At 61.3% G+C, this 23,910-nt stretch carries 21 protein-coding genes and 1 pseudogene; 9 read left to right on the forward strand and 13 right to left on the reverse strand.

The window, feature by feature from the left end:
* Window position 1: 1 nt before the first annotated feature.
* On the forward strand, window positions 2-940 hold the full coding sequence (locus tag BW940_RS06445) for a hypothetical protein (protein WP_076608373.1): 939 nt from the start codon (window positions 2-4) through the stop codon (window positions 938-940).
* A gap of 293 nt (window positions 941-1,233) precedes the next feature.
* Here the strand turns inward: BW940_RS06445 and BW940_RS06450 are convergent, their stop codons facing one another.
* From BW940_RS06450 to BW940_RS06495, 8 genes and pseudogenes are all read right to left on the reverse strand, one after another.
* A complete protein-coding gene (locus tag BW940_RS06450) occupies window positions 1,234-2,271 on the reverse strand; it encodes a tyrosine-type recombinase/integrase (RefSeq protein WP_076608374.1) in 1,038 nt (345 codons plus the stop codon).
* Window positions 2,264-2,653 carry a DUF5805 domain-containing protein gene (locus tag BW940_RS06455; RefSeq protein ID WP_076608375.1) on the reverse strand — a complete coding sequence of 130 codons (390 nt, stop codon included), beginning with the start codon at window positions 2,651-2,653 and terminating at the stop codon, window positions 2,264-2,266. Before BW940_RS06455 ends, BW940_RS06450 begins: the two co-directional genes overlap by 8 nt.
* A 1,413-nt stretch (window positions 2,654-4,066) precedes the next feature.
* Window positions 4,067-5,881: pseudogene (locus BW940_RS06465) on the reverse strand (transposase).
* A gap of 1,591 nt (window positions 5,882-7,472) precedes the next feature.
* Window positions 7,473-7,706: a transcriptional regulator gene (locus tag BW940_RS06475; protein WP_076608378.1), complete on the reverse strand. Its 234-nt coding sequence runs from the start codon at window positions 7,704-7,706 to the stop codon at window positions 7,473-7,475.
* A gap of 275 nt (window positions 7,707-7,981) precedes the next feature.
* Window positions 7,982-9,400 (reverse strand): class II fumarate hydratase, encoded by a 1,419-nt coding sequence (locus BW940_RS06480; protein WP_076608379.1) that lies wholly within the window; start codon window positions 9,398-9,400, stop codon window positions 7,982-7,984.
* Between the two features lie 54 nt (window positions 9,401-9,454).
* The gene (locus BW940_RS06485) at window positions 9,455-11,095 is read right to left on the reverse strand and encodes a PH domain-containing protein (protein WP_076608380.1); all 1,641 of its coding nucleotides are present in this window, start codon (window positions 11,093-11,095) and stop codon (window positions 9,455-9,457) included.
* 8 nt (window positions 11,096-11,103) lie between these two features.
* The gene (locus BW940_RS06490) at window positions 11,104-11,565 is read right to left on the reverse strand and encodes a PH domain-containing protein (protein WP_076608381.1); all 462 of its coding nucleotides are present in this window, start codon (window positions 11,563-11,565) and stop codon (window positions 11,104-11,106) included.
* A gap of 71 nt (window positions 11,566-11,636) precedes the next feature.
* Window positions 11,637-11,882: a BolA family protein gene (locus BW940_RS06495; protein ID WP_076608382.1), complete on the reverse strand. Its 246-nt coding sequence runs from the start codon at window positions 11,880-11,882 to the stop codon at window positions 11,637-11,639.
* Between the two features lie 123 nt (window positions 11,883-12,005).
* Between BW940_RS06495 and BW940_RS06500 the strand changes: the two genes are divergently transcribed.
* The 3 genes from BW940_RS06500 (at window position 12,006) to BW940_RS06510 (ending at window position 14,461) form a co-directional block, all read left to right on the forward strand.
* The gene (locus BW940_RS06500) at window positions 12,006-12,497 is read left to right on the forward strand and encodes a DUF7523 family protein (RefSeq protein ID WP_076608383.1); all 492 of its coding nucleotides are present in this window, start codon (window positions 12,006-12,008) and stop codon (window positions 12,495-12,497) included.
* A gap of 85 nt (window positions 12,498-12,582) precedes the next feature.
* The gene (locus BW940_RS06505) at window positions 12,583-13,443 is read left to right on the forward strand and encodes an SDR family oxidoreductase (protein WP_076608384.1); all 861 of its coding nucleotides are present in this window, start codon (window positions 12,583-12,585) and stop codon (window positions 13,441-13,443) included.
* Window positions 13,436-14,461, forward strand: a complete 1,026-nt coding sequence (locus BW940_RS06510) for a patatin-like phospholipase family protein (protein WP_076608385.1) — start codon at window positions 13,436-13,438, stop codon at window positions 14,459-14,461. Before BW940_RS06505 ends, BW940_RS06510 begins: the two co-directional genes overlap by 8 nt.
* Window positions 14,462-14,479: 18 nt before the next feature.
* Here BW940_RS06510 and BW940_RS06515 read toward each other — a convergent pair whose 3' ends face one another.
* Window positions 14,480-14,731 (reverse strand): DUF7861 family protein, encoded by a 252-nt coding sequence (locus BW940_RS06515; protein ID WP_076608386.1) that lies wholly within the window; start codon window positions 14,729-14,731, stop codon window positions 14,480-14,482.
* A 130-nt stretch (window positions 14,732-14,861) separates the two neighbouring features.
* Here BW940_RS06515 and cysS point away from each other — a divergent pair, with 130 nt between their 5' ends.
* The 3 genes from cysS (at window position 14,862) to BW940_RS06530 (ending at window position 18,488) form a co-directional block, all read left to right on the forward strand.
* The gene (cysS, locus tag BW940_RS06520; protein ID WP_076608387.1) at window positions 14,862-16,355 is read left to right on the forward strand and encodes a cysteine--tRNA ligase; all 1,494 of its coding nucleotides are present in this window, start codon (window positions 14,862-14,864) and stop codon (window positions 16,353-16,355) included.
* A gap of 82 nt (window positions 16,356-16,437) precedes the next feature.
* On the forward strand, window positions 16,438-17,583 hold the full coding sequence (locus BW940_RS06525) for a PAS domain-containing sensor histidine kinase (RefSeq protein ID WP_076608388.1): 1,146 nt from the start codon (window positions 16,438-16,440) through the stop codon (window positions 17,581-17,583).
* Between the two features lie 113 nt (window positions 17,584-17,696).
* Window positions 17,697-18,488 (forward strand): DUF6517 family protein, encoded by a 792-nt coding sequence (locus tag BW940_RS06530; protein ID WP_235847775.1) that lies wholly within the window; start codon window positions 17,697-17,699, stop codon window positions 18,486-18,488.
* Between the two features lie 31 nt (window positions 18,489-18,519).
* Here BW940_RS06530 and BW940_RS06535 read toward each other — a convergent pair whose 3' ends face one another.
* From BW940_RS06535 to BW940_RS06550, 4 genes are all read right to left on the reverse strand, one after another.
* Window positions 18,520-19,572: a presenilin family intramembrane aspartyl protease PSH gene (locus BW940_RS06535; protein WP_076608389.1), complete on the reverse strand. Its 1,053-nt coding sequence runs from the start codon at window positions 19,570-19,572 to the stop codon at window positions 18,520-18,522.
* A gap of 75 nt (window positions 19,573-19,647) precedes the next feature.
* Complete coding sequence (locus BW940_RS06540; protein WP_076608390.1) at window positions 19,648-19,899, reverse strand: H/ACA ribonucleoprotein complex subunit GAR1; 252 nt, start codon at window positions 19,897-19,899, stop codon at window positions 19,648-19,650.
* A gap of 1 nt (window position 19,900) precedes the next feature.
* Entirely contained in the window at window positions 19,901-20,182 is a 282-nt protein-coding gene (srp19, locus tag BW940_RS06545; RefSeq protein WP_076608391.1) for a signal recognition particle subunit SRP19, read from the reverse strand.
* Between the two features lie 62 nt (window positions 20,183-20,244).
* Window positions 20,245-21,312 carry a PGF-CTERM-anchored ABC transporter substrate-binding protein gene (locus BW940_RS06550; protein WP_076608392.1) on the reverse strand — a complete coding sequence of 356 codons (1,068 nt, stop codon included), beginning with the start codon at window positions 21,310-21,312 and terminating at the stop codon, window positions 20,245-20,247.
* A 60-nt stretch (window positions 21,313-21,372) separates the two neighbouring features.
* Here BW940_RS06550 and btuC point away from each other — a divergent pair, with 60 nt between their 5' ends.
* Window positions 21,373-22,470: a vitamin B12 ABC transporter permease BtuC gene (btuC, locus tag BW940_RS06555; RefSeq protein WP_076608393.1), complete on the forward strand. Its 1,098-nt coding sequence runs from the start codon at window positions 21,373-21,375 to the stop codon at window positions 22,468-22,470.
* Window positions 22,467-23,864: a heme ABC transporter ATP-binding protein gene (locus BW940_RS06560; RefSeq protein WP_076608394.1), complete on the forward strand. Its 1,398-nt coding sequence runs from the start codon at window positions 22,467-22,469 to the stop codon at window positions 23,862-23,864. The genes btuC and BW940_RS06560 overlap by 4 nt, the downstream gene beginning before the upstream one ends.
* Window positions 23,865-23,910 lie beyond the last annotated feature (46 nt).

Below are 23,910 nucleotides of genomic sequence, written 5' to 3' on the forward strand. Positions count from 1 at the left end.
GATGGGCGAGACGATTCCGATCGCAGTTCCACGGAAAGGACGACCACTCGAGTCGGTACTCGATCGACTCGCCAGTCGGCTCGACGTTCCCGAGCTCGCAGACGATATCACGTCGACACTTCGTCACGAGAAAGCACTCACGAAGGGAACGATCGAACCCGACGGCGATGCAGCTGCAAATGACGTCTACCATCGTCTCGCCACGTACAGCTCTGTCCACGACCCCACCGAACCCGAGTACACGCTCTTGCGAGACGACCGCGCCGGCAAACCCCGTCGGATCGTCTTCGACAGCGTCACGATTCCGCTTGAGGGTATCGAAGGTGTCGACGACGACGCAGCGATCCAGCTGATCGGTCGCGAAGAGCCGTTTCGAGCGCTTCGAACCCACGAGTTTGCACTCGGGTTCGACAGTGCCGATCTCATCCTGGAGGAAGTCGTCGAACTCCGTCCGGAGCCGCTCGGCAGAATCGAAGACATTAACGCCCGGATCAACCCCTCTGATACCGACGTTCGCGTGATTACGGGGCTTGGCGACACTGTCTACCATACGCTGATGGCGACCCCCGAGATCGCCCCTGCTGTCGGCTCGCTCGATCGGACGTTCCTCGAAGGCTACGAGGGACCGCTGTGTATCGAACCCCGGTATGAACGGCTCGTCCAAGCCGTCCTCGGGACGCAGACGCTTGATGGGGTCCAATTCGTGTATCCCGAAAACGGCCGCGAGGAAGAAGCCGCGATCGCTGACACTGGACTTGGCGTCTACCTGACGGTGACGGGCTCGACGGCTCGAGACCACGGCCTGTTGCTCGGCGAGCAGCTGTTCCCGAGCGAAACCGTCCTGTTGGAGAGCACGCCGACGTTGACCGAGACGATGACGGCCGTTCGCTCGTTGTTGAACGGGGCCGACCTCGAGACGGAACTGACGGTCGAACAGTAACAAAGCGGCTGCAGGTTTGTAACACAGCCAGCAAAGAGTGACAACTCGAGACGCTGGTCCGTTTTCGATCCCACTCTTAGACCGTGTGCCGAGTGGACACTGGAGTCAAAACGCTCGCGAGCTACTCCGAACCGGCCGATAACCCGCGAATGAGGTTGTGTCGAACGAACGGGAACCAACCGATTTTGATATATCAGTATGAGGTTTATTTGCTCGAGTAGAGGCAAATATATTGAGTGAAAAGTGAGTAACTACCAGAATAGAGGAACAGAACACAGCGAAAACCATACTCGCTACACGGAGAGCGAATAGATGTGCTCGAGATACGTTTCCCGGACTCGGTCGCCCCAGTTGTGAGTATAGGTATCGATCACGTCACTGGCGACGTCCCCGCGAAGATACTGGACGATCCCGCGATCACCCGTTCGGTCCCGCAGGTGTGTCGTAAAGAAGTGTCTGAAATAGTGTGGGGTGACGTTCTCGGCAGCGCCGCCGCCGGTTCGGTACCAGCCTCGCTCCCGGGCATACTGCTCGACGACGTGGTGGACGACGTTTGGCGTCAGTCGCTCACCCCAGCTGTCTGCCGTTCCGACGAACAGTGGCTCTGTCGCTGCACCCGTCGTCGTTCTCGAGGGCGTATCCGGTCGCACTGCAAGCCACCGGACTAACACGGCTTTCAGTTCCTCGTCGATCGGGACAACGGTCTCGCGTTTGCGTTTGTTCGATGCCGTCCGCAGTTCGCCGCCGGATTCACGTCCATAGGTGTGCTCAGTGGCGACAAATAGTGAGTCCGGACGGCCCGCGATATGCGCTCGTGGCTGCCACGTCTGGGCCTCATGTGCGAGGTTGAGGTCGATCAGATCGAGGTTGCAGAGTTCGCCGGCTCGGATCCCGGTTTTCAACAGCGTAGTCACGAGCGCTCGGTGGAGTGGATGGCGAATATCCGTGACGAACGATCGCATCTCGGGCAACGTCACGTCACGCCGGGTCGGGTTCGATTCGATCGATTCGGTCATCTCCTCCAAGACGACCGTCATCGGATTCTCCTCGACGTGTCCAACTCGCTCGAGATAGCTGTAAAACCGGTTGAGATACGACGCATACGTCGCGACGGTGCTCTCTGAGTGTGTGGTTCGAAGCTCGTGTACCCACGCCATACAGTCCCGGTAGCTGGCTGCTGGTGGCGTCTTGTCGAAGCGGTCGTCGAGGAACTGCTCATATTCCGAGAGCACGCGCTGATAGGCCGCTGCAGTGCGCTCGTTGCGGCCGTGGTGTTCGATGTCCTGCAGGAAGTATTCGACCGTGCCCGACTGCTGGTGGCCCTCAGTCATTGTTGGTGACCACGTAGCCGCCCTCACGGCCGCTGTATCGGATCGTGTTCTCGTCCTGCAAACGCTGTAGCTCCGCGTCGAGATCTGCTTCGACGTCGTCGATAAGCGCCTCGACCAGCCCATCCCAACCGAGGACGCCCTTTCGCTCGAGGACCTCGAGAATCCGATCTGCGAACTCGTCGTCAGGTGCGGACCCGGTGTCGGTTGGAGCGCCGGCCGAAGACTGATCGGCTGGGATCTCGAACTCCTGGCGTCCCGCCTGTACCATCGTTCTGACGAACTCGCTTTGACTCATCTCGAGGGCGTCGGCTTGGGCCTCCCAGATTTCCTTTTGATACTGTGGCACGTACGTCTTTACAGCGACACGGTCGTCGTCGGCCATACGCTGGTGCTCACAGCGAAGACACTTCAATCTAACCTACATTCACAAATAAGGGCATTTATTTGGCTCTGCAGTGCCCCAGTTCGGCCGGTGATAGTCGATTATATTGATATACAGGACTGCAAAATATCGGATAGTAGGACTATATATGAGTCTAAACAGAGAGGGCGACGTCGATGCCAGCATCGGTTGAGGGGACACATCGCCGATCAGAACTGAAAGAAATTCTATATTCATCCCACTGCAATCTCGTGCGGTATCGATGAGTGTCCTCGACTGAATGACGCCAATCAGCACACAAAAGCGGCAATATTTGAGTGACTATCTCGAGGCCCAGACCCTAGGGGTCACGGACCGAAAAGAGGAGTCTACAGATCGCCGTCGCACGCCATTTTTAGTATGTTATTTGATACGATATCGGAGGGTGTGTCACAGTCTGTGTAATTGGGTAGCTAGGTCTCGGGTTGTCGATCCAACCGCCACTGCATGAATCGTTGTGGCCTGACGAATCGTGACCATCGCTCGAGTCAGTGGGTTGCCCCAGCGTCGGTCGCAGATCGCCAAGACACGATTCGACGGCTGCCAGTCTTCGAGATGCACGGATGATTCCAGCGGGTCGCTTACAGAACGACCGAGTTGCCTAGCGTGGTACATCTCACCGATCGCTGCTCGAGAGAAATCGTTGTTCTCGAGGAACTCACGGATCGTCGCTGTGATCGGGTCAATGAACGCGTTCACGTATCGAGGGCTGGTGGTGCCGCGGAGACGTCGTCGGCCTCGGTTTCCGATCGTGTCGGCAGCCGATCTCGAACTGGTAGGCGAGCCACGTCTCGTGGTATGCTATGTTACAGAATCTACTGTCCGAACCGCTCACGGACCCGCTCAAGGCACTCGTCGAGTGTGTCTCGAATGCGTCGCCCGGGAGCCTCGCATTGGTGTCTGTGGACCACGTCACGGACTGCTTCAGGCGACCGAACGCCGTCGGTATCGCTGACAGACGCATCGCTGTGCGTGTATCCGAGAATCCAGTTGTCGCTGATCAAAAGATCGAACACCCGAAAGCCATCACAAGACCGCTCAACGCGCCGTGATCGATTGCGATGAGAACGCAACACGAGGCCCGCGTTGGCAGCGTTTCGAAACGCTCGTCGGCCAGCGATGTACCAGCCGGTTTGAACGAGGTTGAACACATATATTGCATGCTGCTATATCTAAATCTCCCGTGCTGATGTTGCGAAGATAGTTCTATAATGTACAGGTTCCACTCCAAACAAGCCTGAAAGAATCGGTTGTTAGAATTTGAGAAGGGTGATTTGAGAAACTCATCGGAAACCAATCACGAACGGTCGGAGAAAAGACCGATCAAGACAGCGCCGCCGCTACCGAGCAGGCACACCCAAAGGGAAGAACCCGTTAGTCAGGCGGGTCCAGTCCGTAGCTTTTCTTCGCCAGCGTCAGGAACGAGTTCGCCGAGACCGACGGTTCGTGGCCGACTTCGCCGTCGAGGTCCAACTGTACCAGAATGTCCACGAGACGCCAGCAGTTGTACAGCACACACGCGAAGGCGAAATTGAAGTACCGATACCGGTGATCCTTCGATTTCGTCTCTGCGAGGAACGTCTTCAGCTTCTTGAAGCCGTTTTCGATACCCCAGCGACGGCGGTACTTCGCCATCATCCGACCGATCTGGTGCTTCATCTCCGTCTCGGTCGCCGGGTCGACGTCGACGAGTTCATAGTTCGTCTCAAACGGTACGACCGGCGCTTCGGCCCGCTCTGGCTCGTCGATCACCTCCTTGTCGTGAACGTCACCGAGAAGATCGTTGAGTGGTGAGTCACCGTCACGATCTTCCGAGAGGGGCGTCGCGTCGACGACCTCGGAGAACTCATCCAACAGTTCCTGACGGACCGTCACGTCTGTTCCATCATCGTTTTGGTCCTTACGTTCCCACTCGCGTTTGGGCAGATAGATCGCCTTCCGCGTCGGGCCGTCGTCGAGCCGCTGTTGTGCGACGACGTCGAAGTCCTTCTCCGAGTTGGCGAGGCGAGCGATATGTCGCTCGTACTCGCTGCTTGAGCGGACGATAACTGGATTCAGGTACGCGACACCGTGGTCTTCGCACGCTTCTTTGACGCCATCATTGGCGAACTCGCGGTCCATCATCACGAGATCGATGTTCGGGACGATATTGGTCGCGCCATCGAGGAGATCGTCCACGATATCGGCTCGCTTCCGACCACGTTTGACCGGGACCGCATCGAGAATCAACGGGACATCGTGGCCAACAATCTTGATCACGGCCCACTGGAAGAACGGTTTGTCCTCGTCCTTGTAGCCAAGAATCCACGGCTCTTGGCTGTTTCCGTCACTGTCTCGTTCGATTTTGCCGCCCCATGGCCTCCCCTTCGTAATGTCAATCGCCGCCATCACTTCCCGACCCATCTAGTCTTCCGACTTCGCTTGAGTAACGAGCGTTTGAGCACTTTTGCGGAGCATTTTCCGAACACGCTCGACACCCAGCGTTTTCGTCTGGAGTCGGTGCGAGTCGCCGGACGGCGTTCGGTCTCTCGTCGAGTCTTCGGCGAACGACTGTGCGCCGTCGTTGGCGTGCATATCCGTCCGCATCCCGAGGTAGGTGTGCTGTTCCCAGAACGCACCTTCTGGAATTGAGGCGTTCGGTCCTCGATCGAGGTAGAAACAGTCCTCGACGATCGGCTTCGTACCCTTCCAGACCTCACGGGCTTTCTCCCGCGCGAGAGTGTCCTTGCTCTTCGATTTCGTGACCGTATCGGTTGGCTGGTCCGGCAGGAACTCCGGCTCCGGCGCGGGAATGTCGTGGTAGCGAGCGATGTCCACGACGACCTCGGCGGCGTCCCGAACAGCCTCCTGTACCTCAGCGAGGCGGTCCTCCCATGCTCGCCAGAGTGTTGACTGGTCTGGGATGTCTTCGAATCCCAGCTGCGTACAGAGGAACGGCTGCTGCTTGGGGTACTTCCAGAGCTTCGTTTCGTTCTTCCAGCCTTTCACACACCGAAGAACGTGCGCCCGGAAGACAGCTTCCCACGGCTTCGGGTCGCCCTGTTCGTGGTCGTAGGTGTCGTAGAAGCGGAGGTAGCACGTAGGCACCTCTGCGACGAGATCTTCCAGCGAGACAGAGCGGTCGTGCCGGATCTGTTGCTGGTACGGGTAACTACTAAGAGCTCCATCGACCATCTCCCGAAAAGTCATGTCGAAGGACCGCGCTTCGACAACCTCGCCGGTGTCTGCGCCGTAGAGGCCTTCTACTTCGTAGTCTTTCGGTGTGGATTCGTAGCCCGCGCTGTCGAGATGCCTCGCCGGACCGAGGCGCTCCCACCGTGACCCCGTTGGGGTCTGTCCCGCGCGTGCTGTCACTACTCAGGAATTATGTATCTTCGTATATAAATACCAAGAACACGTAGAAGACAACCATCCACTATGTCAGTTATAGTGAATACGATTTCTTTATTCACGAGATTAGCTGAAACAGCTGTTCAGTAGAGGCGGAGCAGTGTGCACTCACCGCGAGCGACTGAAAGGAGCGAGCGGGCCGACGACCGACCCGTAGGGGAGGGAGGAGTGCTTTTCATCGAAGTTTTTCCGAGGGCGCGACTCCGTCGCGCCCGCAGCGCAAAAGTTCGGTCTGCACACGTAGTTGCCGTTCAGTACAGGGCGTACAAGTATCACCTATTCCAATCGCTCACACAGAAAGTTTATACGAATATGTTGTGGATCTAACTATGTGCTCTCTCGTCGCGCTACCCTCCGAGCTACACTCCCTCTACTCGCTGGTACGCTTTCGGGATGTACCGCTTCAGTTCTTTCTAACAGACATCCTCGTCTCAACTGTATCGAACTGATAAATTTAGACACACAAGCGCATACCGTTCGTCTGCGTGTCGAGTACGAGAATGAAGAAATCCTCTCCGATTCGTATACTATTGATGGCCGTGAAGAAGATGGTCGCGCTGAACAACGATGGATTCAACAGGAGTGGCCCGACGAGACGAGGCCATTCTGTGTCCACTTTCGGATGAACACCCATTCAGAGTGGGTAACAATCGAATCTGAAGAGGAGTTGGGCGAGTATGCTATCCAGATAGCATATCGGATTGATTCAGATGGCCACGGCATACCCTTTTGGGAAACACGTGATGCTGATGACGACGAGCGAGGTTGTAGCGAATCGCTCGCGAACCCAATTGAAATTGACGGCTGAACCAATGGTTCAGACTGGATGTGGCTTCTGTGCGCTTTCCACCTATAGCCGGTCAGTTTGCACGTGTAGTGAACGGGTGGATCACCGGTTTCGGCGTGAAACAACCGATGTCGTCGTGCTGGACTAATCCTTTACATCTTGCACGCCATTTGTACCAAGTCCCATAGAAAACAAGACCGACTACGATACGCGTATCCCCGATTAATCGGACAGTGGCTACGACTTCGTGAATAGAATTGCAGTATGCACGATAACTGAGGTCGTAGACAAAACCCAGAAGGCAGAGACAACGCTATAGCGTGCGGAGCAGATTCACGGCAACTAATTCTTTTCTTTATTCTGATAAAAGTGGGCTATTCACTTGTGAGCAGGGGCACGCGAGACCACTCAGTCCGGAGAGTGATCGCTGTCGGACCTATGCATTATTCCCTATCTTCGCAACACGTCCTCCCGTGTCCAATCCAACAATTCACTTCTGTCACACGAACCTCCCCGGTGGACCGGTAGTAGATCATGAGGACGAACGCGTACGTCCCAGTGGGCAGTCGAAAGCAGAAAATCGTCTCGAGGCCGTCAGTTAGTTCAGTGTGTTGCGGTCCGTACGTCGTCGACACGATACAGGTCGTCTTGTAGTCCATCACCCTCACAGCCCTCGGTTGGACACTCGTAGTGCCAGCCGTCCTGGGTTGCCTCGCCTTCTCGGAATCGGTCGCCGCAGACCTGACAGAAAAGCTGTCCCTTTTTGCATGTATCTCGGTGTAACTCGAGGGCGAGCTCCGTCTGGAAGGACTGGTTGCAGTTGCGACAGGTGTGCATGTTTCATTTGACGCGAGCATCCATCAAAACTGCTTGGGTTCTTTTATTACGTCGATATCGGGCCTGATTCGGCTCCACTGTGTCGATTTAGCGCCGACGGTCAGGGAAGAAAGAAGGGACTGATTCGCTAGTTACTCAGAATCGGATTCTTTGTTGCCTGTCAGATCCGACCACGAGTGCCTCGTGTGATTCAACCGCACGGTATTATATACGGTGTTCGACAGGAGCCGGTTCGGAGAGGGGGACCGAGTGTCGTCTCGCAGCAGTGACTCGAGTTAGTCGTCCTGTCCGAGGATGCCGCGCTGGGCCATCTTGCGGGGGTCGAGCACCTCGTCGGCTTCGTCTTCGCTGAGGTAGCCTTTCTCGAGGACGACTTCGCGGACCGTTTTGTCCTCTTTGAGCGCGGTCTTTGCGACTTCGCTGGCCTTGTCGTAGCCGATGTGGACGTTCAGCGACGTCGCCATCGCCATCGACTGTTCGACCTGCTGTTCACAGTAGTCGGCGTTGGCCTCGAGCTTCCGGACGAACCGATCGCCGAACACCTGGCTCGCGTTCGAGATGAGTTCGGCGGACTCGAGGAAGTTGTGGGCCAGCACGGGCTTGTAGAGGTTGAGATCGATCTGGCCTTCGGCAGCGCCGGCGGCAACGGCGGCGTCGTTGCCGACGACCTGCTTGTGGACCTGATTGACGGCTTCGGCGACGACCGGGTTGATTTTGCCGGGCATAATCGACGAGCCGGGCTGGTTTTCGGGCTGTTCGATCTCGCCGAGGCCGTTGCGCGGTCCGGAGGCGAGCAGGCGCAGGTCGTTTGCGATCTTATTCAGCGAACCGGCGACGACGCGGAGTGCGCCGTGGGCCTCGCTCATCGCATCGTGGGCGGCCTGGGCCTCGAAGTGGTTGTCGGCTTCGCGGAACTGGACGCCAGTCTCTTTCGTGATGTACTCGGCGGCGCGGCCGGGGAACTCCTCGTGGGTGTTCAATCCGGTCCCGGTCGCGGTGCCACCGAGGGCGAGTTCGGCGAGGTGGTCACGGGCTTTGTCAACGCGCCCGAGTCCTTTTTCGACTTGCGTTCGGTAGCCGCTGAACTCCTGGCCGAGCGTGACCGGCGTCGCGTCCTGAAGGTGCGTGCGGCCGGTTTTGACGACGTCGTCGAACTCGTCTTCTTTGGCCTCGAGTGCCTCACGAAGCGTGTCGAGTGCCGGGATAACGTCTTTCTCGACGGCCTCGAGGGCGGCGACGTGCATCGCGGTCGGGATGACGTCGTTACTGGACTGGCCGTAGTTGACGTGGTCGTTGGGGTGGACGACGCGGTCGCCGATCTCGGCACCCATGAGCTCGGCGGCGCGGTTGGCGATGACCTCGTTTGCGTTCATGTTCGAGGACGTGCCGGAGCCGGTCTGGAAAACGTCGACCGGGAACTGGTCGTCGTGTTCGCCGGCGATGACTTCGTCGGCGGCCTCGATGATGGCCTCGGCGACGTCGTCGTCGATCAGGCCGAGATCGCGGTTGGCCTGTGCAGCAGCCTTTTTGACGACACCGAGTGCGCGGACGAAACGGCGACTGAACGAGATGCCCGAGATCGGGAAGTTCTGGATCGCACGCTGTGTCTGTGCGCCCCAGTAGGCGTCCGTCGGAACCTGCATCTCGCCGAGACTGTCCTCCTCGATACGGTAATCCGTGTCTTCGTCACCCATAGCTAAGCGTTGGAGCGTGTCAGGTAAAACCCACCGAAAAACCCGCGGGGGCGTTCAGGTGAAGTCGACCGACAGTCCGAGATCGTCATCGCGTGCACGCTCGCGAAGCGCCGATTGGAGGCGTTTGCGACCGGTCGTGTTCACGTCGCGAGCGTCCTCGAGGTCGACGTCGTAGACCGTCGGCGTCGCCCAGACGAACGTCTGCGAACTCGCAGTGTCGACGACCAGCGAGGCCAGTCCGAGGCGGCGCTGGAAGATCGACCGGCGCGTCGAGACCGTCTGGATCCGATAGTAGGGAATCACGGTCGTTCGGCGCTTCCAGAAGCCACGCCGGATGACCAGATGATCGTCGCCGACGAAGTACCCGAGGTGGACGTATTTGAGGTGTGCTGCCGGCGGGACCGCCGCGAAGACGACCGCGGCGAGATACCAGCGCTCGAGGGGCGTCACCTGTGCGAGGGCGAACACGGCCGCGACGACGAGGGTGGCGACCAGCGAGTAGCGAACCAGATACCGCCGTCGGGCTAGCGTCGGTGGGCTGTGAAACGTCGGCGTCTCGACGTCGGTGAGGTTTTCGGTGAACTGGTGGACACGGCCCTGTTTGGCGAGCGGAACGGCCGACTGGCTGCCACCGCTGCTTTCGGGGCCGTAGCCGGCCGTTTCGACCCACAGGCCGGCGTAGCCGATCAGTCGCTGCAGCGGGTTTTCAGTCACCGTTACTGACTGCACTTTTTCGACGGGGATCGAGCCGCTGTAGCGTTGAAGTAACCCTCGTTCGTAGACGAAGTCGTCGTCTGCACGGCCGAGTTGAAAGCCGTAGTACGTCCCGAACGTGTAGGCGACGCTCAACAGATACGTAATGAGGATCCCGTTTATCGCCGAGACCACCGTTAGAATCCCGTAGCTGGTCGGCGTTCCCTCGCCGAGTGCTGCCGGGCCACCAAGTGGCTGGGCCGTGATCACGAACAGGTCGATGATTCGGTCAGTTGCGAGGAAGAACACGAACAGGACGGCTGCCACGGCAGCGGGTCGGAACGAGGTAAACGAGTACAACAGGAGTTCCCGTGCCTCGAGGTCGAACAGGCGCTGTCGATGTGGTCGCCTCGGTTCCGAAACGCCGTCCTCGAGCGATGTCCCGTCCTCGTCTCCGAGGGCGGCGTTGTCGCCCTCGATACCGTTCGGGGCGTCTGCAGCCGATTCCTGTCCGTCGGCGGCCACCGCCTCCCGATCACGCTTTCGTCGGCGGTCTTTCACGTCGGCAGTTCGTCGGCGGATCTGTTCCTGAAGTCGGTTCGCGTCCGACTCGCTGACAAAGTTCAGCGACGCCTCGGTGTTCCCGCCGCCGGCGGTCTCGATCGAGACGATCGCGAGGCCGAGCAGTCGCTGCAGGACGCCCTGTTTGACGTCGACGTTCTGGATTCGACCGTAGGGAATCTCTCGAGACCGGCGGGCGACGACGCCCGAGGAGACATCGAACGTATCGGGCGTAACACCGTACTCGAATCGGTAGTAGTAGACGATTCCATAGACCGCGCCGGCGAGGAATCCGAGCGGGGCGGCGATGGGAGTCCAGGCCGGACTGATCGGGTCGAAGATCCCGCCGAGGACGAGCACGAGGACGACCGGGACCCACAGCCACGTGAACCCGTACTGGAGTGCGTAGGTGACTGCGCTGAGTGGGTGGAGTCGGTTCATGATCGAAGTTAGACCGCGTCGTCGGCTTCACTTTCGACGGCGAGTTCTCGAAGCGTATCCTGCAGGTCCCGGGCACGGGCGGGTGTCAGCCCCGGGATCCGAACGTCGGCGTTGCGTGTTCCTGCCGTGTAGACGACCACACTCGAGAGGCCAAGCACCCGCTCGATGGGGCCGAACTGCGTGTCGACGTGTTGAACACGAACGAACGGGACCGCCGTCTCGACGAGCGTGACGACACCGCGCTCGAGGTAGAGCGCGTCCGGTTGGAGTTCGAACGTCCAGACCTGATAGCGCCGAACGGCGTACGCGATTCCGATGACGAACGCGACGGCAACGACCCCGGCGATGGCAGCCCTCGGAACGTCGGTGAGCCATCGGTCGACAGCAGCGAGGACGACGCCGAGAACGATCGCTCCGATCGCCCAACTGGCGATCCAGAGCAGCCTGATGCGGGGATGAAGCGATTCCATACAAATATCCTATCAGGAGCGAAGGATAAAGCTGCGGTTCCGGTGGGCAGTACTGGTTTCGAAACAGACTGTTACCCGTCGTACTCGTCGGGTGTGTACGTCGAGAGTTCGAGTGCGTGAATGTCCGTCGTCATATGCTCGCCGAGGGCGTCGTAGACTGCCTGATGTTGCTGGACGAGCGGCAGGTCCTCGAATTCGGGCGAGACGACCGTCGCCGCAAGATGATCGTCGTCGTGTTTGTCGCGCGCGTGTGTGACTGTCGCGTCAGCGTCCTCGAGTTCTGTCTCGATGAGATCTTCGATGGCAGAGAGGTCCATACTCGAGAGTTGGGCGCTCGCGGCAAAAGCGCCGCGGTCCCGGTCACACAGACACGCGGTGACCGCTCGGTAGGCGAATCCGTGGCCGCCGAACTTATCTCGGCAGCGTCCGCTTGCTTGGATATGTCACTGGCAGCCGAGACCCGCCGCATCGCGGATTCGCAGCCGTTTCTTGTCACCGCATTGCGGGCTGGCGTCGTCAACTACACCGCCGCGGCCCGGTTTCTCGAGGTCGAGGGCGAGACCGACGCGGTCGCGACGGCGCTGCGCCGCTATGCCGAGGCGTTGCCGGCGTACGAAACCGAGTCGCGTGACGTCCGAGTCACGATGAAAAGCGGGATCGGACCGGTCGAGACGGGAGCCGACGCGCTCGTCGCCATCGGTGGATCCGGGTTCGGTCCAAACGGCGGCGACCAAACGGCACTTCTGGCGACCGGTGGCGTCGACACGGCCGCACTCGCCGAAACGCTGCAGCGCCTCGCCCTCGAGGATATCTCGCCGCTCGCGGCCGCCGTCGCCGACGGCTCGATGGTGTTCATCGTCGACCGTCTCGAGGGGGCCAATGCGCTGCGGACGGTCGAGAACGCCCTCGATGGCGTCGCCCGGACACCGTAGCCGTTTGCCGTCCGGTTGTACCGACGGAGTCAGTCACGGGCACGCTGAAGCTATTTATACTGCCGCTGACAGTGTTGTCGTAGAGATGTCATCGACTCCCGAACTCGAACCACCGGAACTGACCGCGGATGACTTGCTCGTACTCGAGGACCCGGCCTTTGAGCCGGACACCGTCGCCATCGTCACCGGGGCAGCGTCGGGAATCGGCGAAGCGGTTGCGGTCGCACTCGCGGTGAACGGTCTGACTGTCGTCGGGGCCGATATCGACGACGCCGGGCTCGAGGAGACCGCAGCTACCATCGAGTCGTTCGATCCCGACGGCCGATTCCTCTCGGTACCGACGGATCTGACCGACGACGGCGACGTCGAGGCGGTGGTCGATGCGGCCGCCGAGGAAGGCGACCTCTCCTTTGTCGCCAACATTGCCGGGATGCAACACATCGATTCGATCGCCGCGTTCCCGGTCGAACAGTACGATCTGCTCCAGTCGGTGATGATCAGAGCGCCGTTCTTGCTCTCGAAATACGCCATCCCCCACATCGAGGACAGCGGCGACGGCACGGGCGCTATCGCGAACATGTCTTCGGTCCACGGCCACTACGCGACACAGGATAAGGCTCCATACATCACGGCCAAACACGCGCTCAACGGATTAACGAAGTCGATCGCTGCAGAAGGTGGCGGTGACGTTCGCGGGTTCAGCGTCAGCGTCGGCTACGTGTTGACACCGCTGATGGCCGACCAGATTGCAGATACGGCTGCCAGCCGCGGACTCTCCAAAACGGACGTCGTCGAGGACGTGATGCTCGGGCCCGCACGCACCAAGACGATGATGACGCCCGCAGAAGTCGCGAACCTCTTTGTCTTCGGCTTCTCTACGCACGCAACGCATCTCAACGGCGGCGATCTGCTGTTCGATGGGGGCTATACGACCACGTATGAGTAACCCGGACACCGAACGCGATCCTGACCGGCCGACACAGGTCGCGATCGCGTGTCAGGGCGGCGGCAGCCACACGGCGTTTACAGCCGGCGTGCTCCGGGCGCTCCTCTCGGAGGCGGACTGGGACGACGAGTTCGAACTGGTCGGGATCAGCGGCACGTCCGGCGGCGCGTTCAACGCTCTCGCGGCGTGGTACGGGCTCGTCACCGCCGACGAAGCAACCGCAGTGGAGTTGCTTGAGGGGATCTGGGCCGACATGGCGGCAAGCGACTACGCCGACGGCGTGCTCAACCAGTGGGTCTCGCTCGTCTCCCGATTCCAGAGCGAGGGTGTCGGCGTGCCACAGGTCAGTCCCTACCACTCGCCGGGATCCGACTGGGGCAAACAGCGAATCAGGGACATTCTCGAGCGCCACATCGACTTCGACGCGCTGCCGGCCCTCTGTGCGTACGAGGAGCCAGAACTCGTCGTCGGCACAGTCAACGTCTCCGACGGCGCCTTCGAGACGTTTACAAACGAGGACGTCACCGTCGATGCGGTGCTCGCCTCCGCGGCAATCCCGACGCTGTTCGAAGCGGTCGAGATCAACGGCGAAGCCCACTGGGACGGGCTGTTCTCCCAGAACCCGCCGGTAAAAGACCTCATGTCGGTGCCCGGCGAGCGAACGCCCGAGGAGCTATGGGTCATCCAGATCAACCCCCAAGACAGGGACGAGGTGCCGACCAGACTCGCCGAGATAACCGACCGACGAAACGAGCTCGCGGGTAACATCTCGTTGAACCAGGAGCTACGGACCATCGAACGGATCAACGAGTGGATCGAGAACGGCCATTTCGACCATCCAGAGTATACGACGACGACGATCCGCCGTCTTCAGTTGCGGGGGTATCATCATTCGAGTAAACTCGATCGTGACCCCGAGTTCCTCGCGGAACTGATCGAACAGGGCCACACGCAGGGCAGAGCGTTTCTCGAGGGACTCGATCTCGAGGACGACGTGGAGTACCCCGCCCGGAACTGAGGGCGCTGGCCCGAGTCGTCAGGCCTGCCCGCCGTGTTGGCGGTACCAGACGCGTTCACCGACCGGCGACTCGTGGCTGTCGATCGAGAGTCGGCTCAGGAACAGGTCTCTGATAGCGAGGGTGACGACGAGTTCGACCGTCTCACCGGCCTCACTGTCGACGGCGACCACACAGTGTCCATCTTGCGTGTCGATTCGCTGGATCGTCCCGACCGACCACCGGTCGAGGTCGTGTGTCGGTTTGCGGGCATGGATACGGTCGTGGGTCACAGTCGTTCGACGGGTGCCAGCGACGTATACATCACGCTCCCATCGGCTCGCGATGGAGTCACTGGGCTTCGCTCGAGTCCGAACCGTCGATTGGCAGTGTTTAACTGCGGGCCGGAGGTACACGTTCGTAATGACCCTACACGTGACGAACACGTTGACGGGCGAGAAAGAGCCGTTCGAGCCACAGGATCCCGAGAACGTTCTGCTCTACTACTGTGGCCTGACGGTTTCCGATCCGCCACATCTGGGCCACGCCCGCTCGTGGGTCCACGTCGACGTCATGCACCGTTGGCTCGAGTATCTCGGCTACGACGTCCGTCACGTCGAGAACTTCACCGATATCAACGAGAAGATCGTCGCCCGCGTGGGCGAAGACGATCTCGGTGAGGACGAGGAAGCCGTCGCGAAGACCTATATCGAACACACCCTCTCGGATATGCGCGCGCTCAACCTCCTGCGTGCGGAGGTGTACCCGCGCGTCTCCGAGCACGTCCCCGAGGTCATCGATCTCGTCGAGACCCTGATCGAGAACGGCTACGCCTACGAATCCAACGGCTCGGTCTACTTCGACGTCACCAGCTTCGAGGAGTACGGCAAACTCTCGAATCAAGAACTCGAGGAGATCGAAACCCAGGGCGATCCGGACGAACGCTCCGAAAAGCGCAATCCGGCGGATTTCGCGCTCTGGAAAGCCGGCGGCGTCGATGAAGACGCCGTTGCCGAACACCGCCACGAGGGCGTCGATCACGGCTGTGCGACACCGACGGGACAGACCTGGGAGTCGCCATGGGGCCAGGGCCGACCGGGCTGGCACATCGAGTGCTCGGCGATGAGCATGACCCATCTCGGGGAGACGCTTGACATCCACGTCGGCGGGCGGGACCTCGTCTTCCCGCACCACGAAAACGAGATCGCCCAGTCCGAGGCCGCGACGGACCAGCGCTTTGCCAACTACTGGCTGCACTGTGAGTTGTTCCAGATGGGCGAGGAGAAGATGTCCTCGAGTCTCGGCAACTTCGTCACCGTCGATGACGCCGTCGATCAGTGGGGGACGAACGTCCTGCGAACGTTCCTCACCGCGGGGTCGTACAACAGCCAGCAACTGTACAGCGACGAGACGATCACCGAAGCCGAGGAGCGATGGGACCGACTCGAGCGCGCCTATGAGGCGGCCGTCGAGGCACTCGACTCGCCCGACGCCCGGACGAAAGTCGACGACGAGGCGCTCCGCGACGCGGTCGACGACGCCCGGACGTTGTTCATCGAAGCGATGAACGACGACTTCAACACGCGAGAGGCGCAGTCGGCACTGCTGTCGATTGCGACGGCGATCAACTCCCACGTCGACGCTCGCGGCGAGTACGACTACCGTGGGCTGCGACAGGCCGTCGGGACGCTCGAGGAGCTCGGTGCTGTTCTCGGCCTCTCGTTTGGCGGCGAGACGACGGGAACCGCCGAGCTGGCGGGCGACGTGGTCGACCTCGTCCTCGACGTGCGCGAACAGGAGCGCGACGCGGGCAACTACGAACGCGCCGACGAGTTACGCGACGAACTCGAGGGGCTCGGCATCGAGGTGCAGGATACGGACGACGGCGCGACCTACCGGCTGCCGTCCGCCGAGTGAGCATCGAGCGGCTGCACTCGCGGGTCGGTCAGCTGATCTGGTAGCGAAATCGTTCAAGTAGCATGGGTTCCTGTATTCGGTAATGGATACCTCCGGCTCGTTCGTTGGTGCTGGATTCGACGCGCTTCCCGCACACGTCGCGATCCTCGACGACGACGGCACCATTCTATACACCAATCAGTCGTGGGATTCGTTCGGCGACGAACAGGGGGTGGTAGCGGGGGCAGCCGGTGTCGGCGTCAACTATCTCGACGTTTGTGATGCCAGTGCGGGGGACGACGCGGCCGACGCCGCACGTGGTATCCGAGCAGTCATCGCCGGCAAACGCGAGACGTTTTCCTTCGAGTACCCCTGTCACACACCCGCGGAAAAACACTGGTTTACGATGGACGCGACGAGATATCACCACGACGGCGACCGGTACGTCCTCGTGATGCACGTCGAGATTACCGAGCGACGACTCCTCGAGCAGCAGGCTCGAGAACAGGCCGACCGGATGGAGGCGTTCGCCACGTTACTCTCACACGACCTTCGAAACCCGCTTTCGGTTGCTCTAGCGACGGCACAGTCACTCGAGGACGACACTGCCGATTCCGAGGACCCAGACCTGGCCAGCGACGACACCACCGGTCAGGTACTTCGTTCCTCGCTCGAGCGCATGAAGACGATCATCGACGATGCGCTGGTGCTCGCGACAGCCGACGACGTCGAGCAACCGGAACTGGTCGATCTCGCAAGCGCGGTCGAGGACGCGTGGTCACACGTGCAGACGGACGATGCGACGATTTCGATCACGGATTCAGTCACCATGCAGGCGGATCCGGCCCTGCTGGAGCATCTCCTCGAGAACCTGTTTCGGAACAGCGTTGAGCACGGCTCAACGAGCAGTCAGCCACAGGCCGACGACGCGGTAGAACACGATAGCGAGGCTCCGACGATCGAGGTCGGGTTGCTCGAGTCAGCGGCCGGGGACCAGCTGTCTGTCGATGGGTTTTACGTCGAAGACGACGGGCCGGGGATTCCACCCGCAGATCGAGACCGGATCTTCGAGTCCGGGTATACGACCGAGACGGCGGGAACCGGCTTCGGGCTGGCAATCGTCAAACGCGTCGTCGACGCACACAGGTGGTCGATCACCGTAACGGACGGCGAAGACGGCGGTGCCCGGTTCGAAATCCGAACAGAGACGTCCCTCGAGTCGGGGGCGAGCGATCGCTCGAGCCAGTGACCGCAGCGTGTCGGATGATGCGGTCTCGAGCGGGTGGACGGGCGAGCCGGCGGATTGCACGCCCTGATAACGACCACGAACGTTATGCTCGAGAATGCGGTCGAACTGGATAGATGAACCGACGACTGTTCGTTGCCACCGTTACAGCCGGCGCCGTGAGCGCGTCGGCGGGCTGTCTCAGTGGCGTTCTCGAGGACATGATCGACGAGGAAACGACGTTCGAAGCGTCACCGATTCGCGTCTCGGAGACTGCGGCAGAGGAGGCCGGCTACGAGTATCTGGGAACCACAGAACAGACCGAAGAACGGGATTTCGGCGGCCAAACAGTCGAACTGACGAACTACCACACCGAGTACACTCGGTCGATCGAACTTCCGCTCGAGGGCGTCGAAGGGGAGACGGAAGCCGGCGTGTTCTCGCTCATTTCGACGCCCCAGATCCGCGTCGCAGAGGAGGAGTTCAACCCCGTCGGTGACCTCACCACCGAGGAGTTGGCCGGGCAGATTCAGGACCGGTACGAAAGCCTCGAACTCGGCGACAACATCGGCGGCCGGGCCATCGAACCGGAGGGACCCAACACGATGGTCTCGTTCGATACCTACGAGGCAACGGCAACGCTAAGCGGCGGGACCGAACTCGACGTCTACCTCGATATCGCCCTGCCGGAACACGACTTCGAGTATCTCGTCGTCGCTGCGATCTATCCCGCCGCCGACGCGGTTTTCGAGGACGAACGCGACCGGGTCAACACCATGGCCACCGGCCTCGAGCACGGCGAGACCGTCAGTGTCGACCTCGTCGACGAATTCGGCAGTGGGAGCGGTGGCGACGATGACGACGACGGCAGCGGCGGCGAGAACAGTTCCAATACTGACGGCAACGAGACGGACGGAGACAGCGAGTAACTCGAGCGATTGCCGCGTACTCGAGGGTCGATCAGAGGCCGAGGGCCGTCACAAGCGACAGCCCACTGGCGACCGCGCCGAGCAGGTAGCCGCCAATCGCACCGCCGTTTAACAGTGGTAGCCCCGCGTGTGGCTTTCCTTTGAGGACCATGTGCATGAGCACGAGCAGCCCGGCGATCGTCCCGAGGATCGCGCCGAGCGCAGGGACGTTCAACGCGACCCCCGGGACCGCGATCGGTTCAATCTCGAGGAAGTACGCCGCACTCGCGACGAGAATCGTCGGGATCACGGCGTCTCCGAGGCCGATGAAGAGGGCGTCGCGCTCGAGCGCACCTGCGTCCGTCTCCGCATCTGTCTCCGAGTCGTCAGTACCCGCAGCCGCGTCGTCGGTGTCGGCGTCGGTCGACGAGTCGGAAGTCGCGTCGGCTTCGGCATCGCTCGAGTCGCTCTTATCATCGATGACCCCGTCGGTACTGCCCGACTCGAGGTAGGAAAACGAAAGCGACGTCGGGATGACGAGGACGACGGGGATTTTGAGATCCATGACGCCCTCGGCGAGGTCGAGCATGTGCTCGGTGCGGTAGACGCTGATGGCATCGTAGACGGCGAGGACGGCGAGCAACAAGATTGCAGGTAACAGACCGAAGCTGATCCCGAACAGAGCCGCAGCGCCGGCCCCCATCACCACGCCGGTGCTGTCGATGACGTACCACTCCGGATAGAACAGCAGGCCTGCGCCAACGGCGATGGCCCCGAGGGCGGCGACGATGTTGACTGAGCCGACGGTCACGACGGGCGGGACGAGTTCGGTAAAGACGAACCACGCGAGCATCACGCTGACACCGATGATCAGGGCCTTGATCAGCCACTGGGCGTCGTATTTGAACGTCACGAGCATGAACGCGGTCGCGACGAGGATAATCGCGAAGTAGACCACACTGTTGGTCGGGTCGTCGGGGTTCTCGACGGCCTGGCGCTCCGATTCGTGGAAGGGCTCGATCAACGCCAGCGCACCGAACTGGACGCCAAGAAAGAGCACCACGGTCACGCCGACGGCGAGGAGGACCCGTGTCCGATGGTTCATAGACCTGCGTTTGTCCCCCGCTCGTATGGGTGTTTTCGTCTCTACCGGGCGACCGCAAAACTGACGACGACGACCTCAGCGGGCGTACAGCGTCGATCCGACGAGCGACGGGAGATGGACGCCTGCATCGGGTGTCACCGCGAGATAGGGGCGTTCAACCGGGCCGAAGACGTCGACGACACGGCCGACCTCCTCGAGGGAGTCGTTGAGGACCATCGTGCCGATCTCGTGGCGGAGTTGATCGTCCGACTCGGCGTCGTCGCGTTCGTCCGCCCGCAACACGGCAAGGCCCTGTGCGGTGCGGACGACTGAGCCAACGCGGCGCATGTTACTCGCGCATCGCGACGACGTAGGCCGCGACGGCTTGGACGAGGTCGTTTTTCGTCGAGTCATCGGCTCCGCGGACGACAACCCGGCCCCGATCGGCCCAGGGCTCCCGAGAGTAGGCTTTGTCCCGTTCGATCGTGGCGTCGTACCCGATCTGTTGGACTGCCTTGGCAATTTCCTCGACCGTCGGTTCTTCGACTGCGAGTTCCTGGGACACGCGCCGTCCCTCGGCCCGGGACAGCGCCGCATCGAGATAGGCGGGCCAGATGACGTTCTCGACCATACTGCCATCTCAACGGGCCGACGGGTAAACGCTTTTCAAAAAACGTGGCTGTACGGTGGTGGTTAGCGACGACGTGCGAGGAACGCGACGGCGATCAGCGCAGCGACAGCCACTGGCACGCCGAAGCCGGGAATCGAATCCTCGTCATCGGTCTCGTCGTCGCCGCTTTCGTCGGTCCCGTCTGCGTCGTCGAGTCCTTCAGCCGCTTGCTCGTAGGCGTCGGGGTGGACCGTCTCGACGATATCGATGACGGCGTAGATGACCTGTGGTGCAGGCTGGTTGAGCTGGTTCGCGTTGACCGAAAAGACGTTATCGTTTTGGTAGGCAGTCGTCGCCTCGGCCGCGTCGGGAATCGGCACCTCCGCCCTGTCGTCGGAGTAAATGATCCACTCTGGGTCTTCCTCGATGATCGTTTCGCTACTGAGTGGCTGGTAGAAACCGATATCTGCCCGTTCGGCGAGGTTCTCGACACCAGCGGTCGTCAGCACTTCGTGAATGAACGTGTCGGTTCCAGCAGTCATGCCGTCCTCACCCATCGCATAGTACGCGAGTGGGCGGTCTGCATCCTCGAGTGCCGTTTCGACGACCTCGAGACGGTCGTCCATCCAGTCGACGGTTTCGGTGGCACCGTCACACTCACTGGTCAGTTCGCCCGTTCGAAGCACGTTATCACGGACGTCATCGATCGACGCTGCATTGTCAAAGTGGTAGACGGTCAGCCCAGCTTCGCGAAGGGTCTCGACGTCTTCCTCAGCGGTAATGTTCGCGGCCAGAACGACATCGGGGTCGAGGTCGATCACGCGCTCGTGGACAATGGCGTAGTTGTCAGTCACGTCCACGCGGTCGCCCATCTCGAGGTCGCTCGTTGCCTCCTCGTCCGGCATGCCGACGAGTCGGTCTTCAGCACCGATTTCGAAGACCGTCTGTGCATCGCTTGGCTGCAAGGCGACGATGGAGTCGGGTGCTTCCTCGAGTGTGATCGTTTCGCCAGTCGCATCAGTCAGTTCGATCGGGTACGTACAGTCTGCTGTCGCATCGGGTGTTGCCGACGCGCTGCTGGCCGCAGCGACCGGGGCGACCAACGAGAGCGTGAGCAACGCAGTGAGTAAAATTACGAGTTTCTGTCGCATCGTCCGCTAGGTAGAGATTCTTCAACAAATATTTGTCTAACCCAATCGTGGTTGTAGTGTATGACGTACTCGGCCCGGACCCTCTCGTGGTCGGCGGGGTTGACAGCGCTACTCGTCGCCGTTGTCGTCGCCAGTGCCGCGCTCGGGCCAGTCAGAGTCGACCCGACAACGGTCGCGCTATCGATTCTCAACGCTATCGTCGTTCCCTCGAGCGTCACGTCCGGCAGTGCAACAGTCCCCGTCTTCGGTGTCGGCGTGCCGACCCCGAGTTTTCAGTACACGTCGATATTTGCGTTCGACGTGCCGAACACCCACCAGATCATCGTCGCAGATATCCGACTCCCGCGAATCGCGCTCGCGGCGACGGTCGGGTTCGCACTCGCCGCCGCGGGGACGGTGATGCAGGGGTTCTTCCGGAACCCGCTTGCCGATCCATCGATCATCGGCGTCTCGACAGGTGCCGCCGCGGGTGCCGTCGCCGCCATCGCGTTTCCCATGCTCGTTCCGTTCGGGAGCCTCCATCTCTCGGCGTTTGCCGGCGCGCTGCTGACGGCGTTTCTCGTCTACTCGATCGCGACCGAAGGCGGCCGCACACCCGTCGCGACGCTATTGCTCGCCGGCGTCGCCATGCAGGCATTGCTCGGCGCAGTCATCTCGTACATGCTCGTCCACAGCGGCGACAGCCTCCGGCAGGCCGTCGTCTGGATGATGGGCCATCTGAGCAACAGTACATGGGGCGACGTCGCCTTTGCGCTTCCGGTGACGCTCGTCGGCGTTCTCGTCCTGGGGAGCTACACGCGAGACCTGAACGTGCTCCTGTTGGGCGAGGAGGACGCCCACCACCTCGGAACCGAGGTCGAACGGACGAAGTTCCTCCTGCTTGCGGTCGCGAGCATCGTCACCGCTGCGGGCGTTGCCGTCGCCGGCGTCATCGGCTTCGTCGGGCTCGTTGTCCCCCACATCATGCGGCTTATCATCGGCCCGGATCACCGGATTCTACTGCCGACCAGTGCGCTCGCGGGAGCCTCGTTTCTCGTCGTAACGGACACCATCGCTCGAGCGGGGCCCGCCGAAGTGCCGGTCGGCATCATCACGGCCTTTGTCGGCGCGCCGTTTTTCCTCTTCTTGCTCGTCCGACGGGAGGTGAATTCGGTATGAATCCCTTCGAGAGGGACGACGGCGAGTCGGACGCTAACGGAGGCGACGGTGTCGAGCCGGCGGCGATCACCGTCGAGGACTGCTCGCTCTCGTTCGGCGAGCTCTCGGTGCTCGAGGACGTCTCCGTGCGCGTCGAGCCCGGCGAGTTCGTCGGCTTCGTCGGTCCCAATGGTGCGGGGAAGACGACGCTCTTGCGGGCGATCAGCGGCGCGCTCGAGCCCGATTCTGGAACGGTATCGATCGACGGCGTCGATATTCACGACGTCTCCTCGAAACGCTCGAGCCAGCTCGTCTCGGTCGTCCCACAGGACACGACGCTCTCGTTTTCGTTCCCAGTCCGCGACGTCGTCGAAATGGGGCGTCATCCCCACCGCTCGCGGTTTTCCTCCCCGACGCGCGAGGACCACGAAGCGGTCGAACGGGCGCTCGAGCGAACGCGGACGACCGACCTCGCCGAGCGGCCGATCGACGCGGTCAGCGGTGGCCAGCGCCAGCGGGTTGTCCTCGCGCGGGCAGTCGCCCAGGAAACGCCCGCGATGTTGCTCGACGAGCCGACGGCGAGTCTCGACATCAACCACCAACTCGAGACGCTCGAGTTGGTCCGGGAACTGGTCGACGAAGGGCGGACTGTCGTCGCGGCGATCCACGATCTCGATCTGGCTGCGCGCTACTGCGATCGACTCGTGCTGCTCGCCGACGGAACCGTACACGAGTCGGGGCCCCCGTCGTCGGTGCTGACCACCGAGACGCTCGGCGAGGCGTTCGACGCGAACGCGGTGGTCACGCCGAACCCCGTGACGAACAGCGAGACGGTGACCACGCTGCCGGACGACGGCGTCCGACGCCACTCGTCGTCGCGGACGACGGCGTCGCCCACCGACCGCGAGTCGGGATCGCTTCCGCTTCCCGATCGCGTTCACGTGGAGGGGACCGGATCGGCCGCCGCCGGCGCGATCGCTCGTCTCGAGGCGTCGGAAGCGGCGATCGACGTGACGCTCGGCCCGGTCTCGAGCGGCGACGTCGCCGCCGAGACGGCGCAGTCGATCGGAATCGACGCAATCGAGGTCGAGCCGTTCGCCCGGCTCTCGGCTGCGAACCGAGAGCGCGCCGAACGGCGGATCCATGCGGCCGACGTGACGGTCCTTGCGGATTTCGTCGTCGGCGCTGGGAACCAGACGCTGCTCGACGCACTCGAGGACTCGGCGCTCGTCGTCGTCGAAACGAAGCCCGTCGCCGAGCGGAACTTCGCGGGCACGGCCGCTCGAGAGCGCTACGTCGCCTGTCGGGAACGAGCGGTGACGTCGTCGGTTGAAGGGATACTCGAGGCGGTCGTCGAGGCGACCGCGGACGAGTCGCGTTCGCGATCACCGCCGATCGATTCGGCTGACGATTGAAGTCAACCAAGCCACTATTACGGACTCGAGTCGCGCGTTCGGTGTC

This window comes from Natronorubrum thiooxidans, assembly GCF_900156475.1.
Lineage (GTDB): Archaea > Halobacteriota > Halobacteria > Halobacteriales > Natrialbaceae > Natronorubrum > Natronorubrum thiooxidans.

Bases quoted from the DNA above. Each gene is read 5' to 3' on its own strand.
- BW940_RS06445 (WP_076608373.1), top strand. From the start codon at position 2: ATGGGCGAGACGATTCCGATCGCAGTTCCACGGAAAGGACGACCACTC.
- BW940_RS06450 (WP_076608374.1), bottom strand. From the start codon at position 2,271: ATGACTGAGGGCCACCAGCAGTCGGGCACGGTCGAATACTTCCTGCAG.
- BW940_RS06455 (WP_076608375.1), bottom strand. From the start codon at position 2,653: ATGGCCGACGACGACCGTGTCGCTGTAAAGACGTACGTGCCACAGTAT.
- BW940_RS06475 (WP_076608378.1), bottom strand. From the start codon at position 7,706: ATGCACACCTGTCGCAACTGCAACCAGTCCTTCCAGACGGAGCTCGCC.
- BW940_RS06480 (WP_076608379.1), bottom strand. From the start codon at position 9,400: ATGGGTGACGAAGACACGGATTACCGTATCGAGGAGGACAGTCTCGGC.
- BW940_RS06485 (WP_076608380.1), bottom strand. From the start codon at position 11,095: ATGAACCGACTCCACCCACTCAGCGCAGTCACCTACGCACTCCAGTAC.
- BW940_RS06490 (WP_076608381.1), bottom strand. From the start codon at position 11,565: ATGGAATCGCTTCATCCCCGCATCAGGCTGCTCTGGATCGCCAGTTGG.
- BW940_RS06495 (WP_076608382.1), bottom strand. From the start codon at position 11,882: ATGGACCTCTCTGCCATCGAAGATCTCATCGAGACAGAACTCGAGGAC.
- BW940_RS06500 (WP_076608383.1), top strand. From the start codon at position 12,006: ATGTCACTGGCAGCCGAGACCCGCCGCATCGCGGATTCGCAGCCGTTT.
- BW940_RS06505 (WP_076608384.1), top strand. From the start codon at position 12,583: ATGTCATCGACTCCCGAACTCGAACCACCGGAACTGACCGCGGATGAC.
- BW940_RS06510 (WP_076608385.1), top strand. From the start codon at position 13,436: ATGAGTAACCCGGACACCGAACGCGATCCTGACCGGCCGACACAGGTC.
- cysS (WP_076608387.1), top strand. From the start codon at position 14,862: ATGACCCTACACGTGACGAACACGTTGACGGGCGAGAAAGAGCCGTTC.
- BW940_RS06525 (WP_076608388.1), top strand. From the start codon at position 16,438: ATGGATACCTCCGGCTCGTTCGTTGGTGCTGGATTCGACGCGCTTCCC.
- BW940_RS06530 (WP_235847775.1), top strand. From the start codon at position 17,697: ATGAACCGACGACTGTTCGTTGCCACCGTTACAGCCGGCGCCGTGAGC.
- BW940_RS06535 (WP_076608389.1), bottom strand. From the start codon at position 19,572: ATGAACCATCGGACACGGGTCCTCCTCGCCGTCGGCGTGACCGTGGTG.
- BW940_RS06540 (WP_076608390.1), bottom strand. From the start codon at position 19,899: ATGCGCCGCGTTGGCTCAGTCGTCCGCACCGCACAGGGCCTTGCCGTG.
- srp19 (WP_076608391.1), bottom strand. From the start codon at position 20,182: ATGGTCGAGAACGTCATCTGGCCCGCCTATCTCGATGCGGCGCTGTCC.
- BW940_RS06550 (WP_076608392.1), bottom strand. From the start codon at position 21,312: ATGCGACAGAAACTCGTAATTTTACTCACTGCGTTGCTCACGCTCTCG.
- btuC (WP_076608393.1), top strand. From the start codon at position 21,373: ATGACGTACTCGGCCCGGACCCTCTCGTGGTCGGCGGGGTTGACAGCG.
- BW940_RS06560 (WP_076608394.1), top strand. From the start codon at position 22,467: ATGAATCCCTTCGAGAGGGACGACGGCGAGTCGGACGCTAACGGAGGC.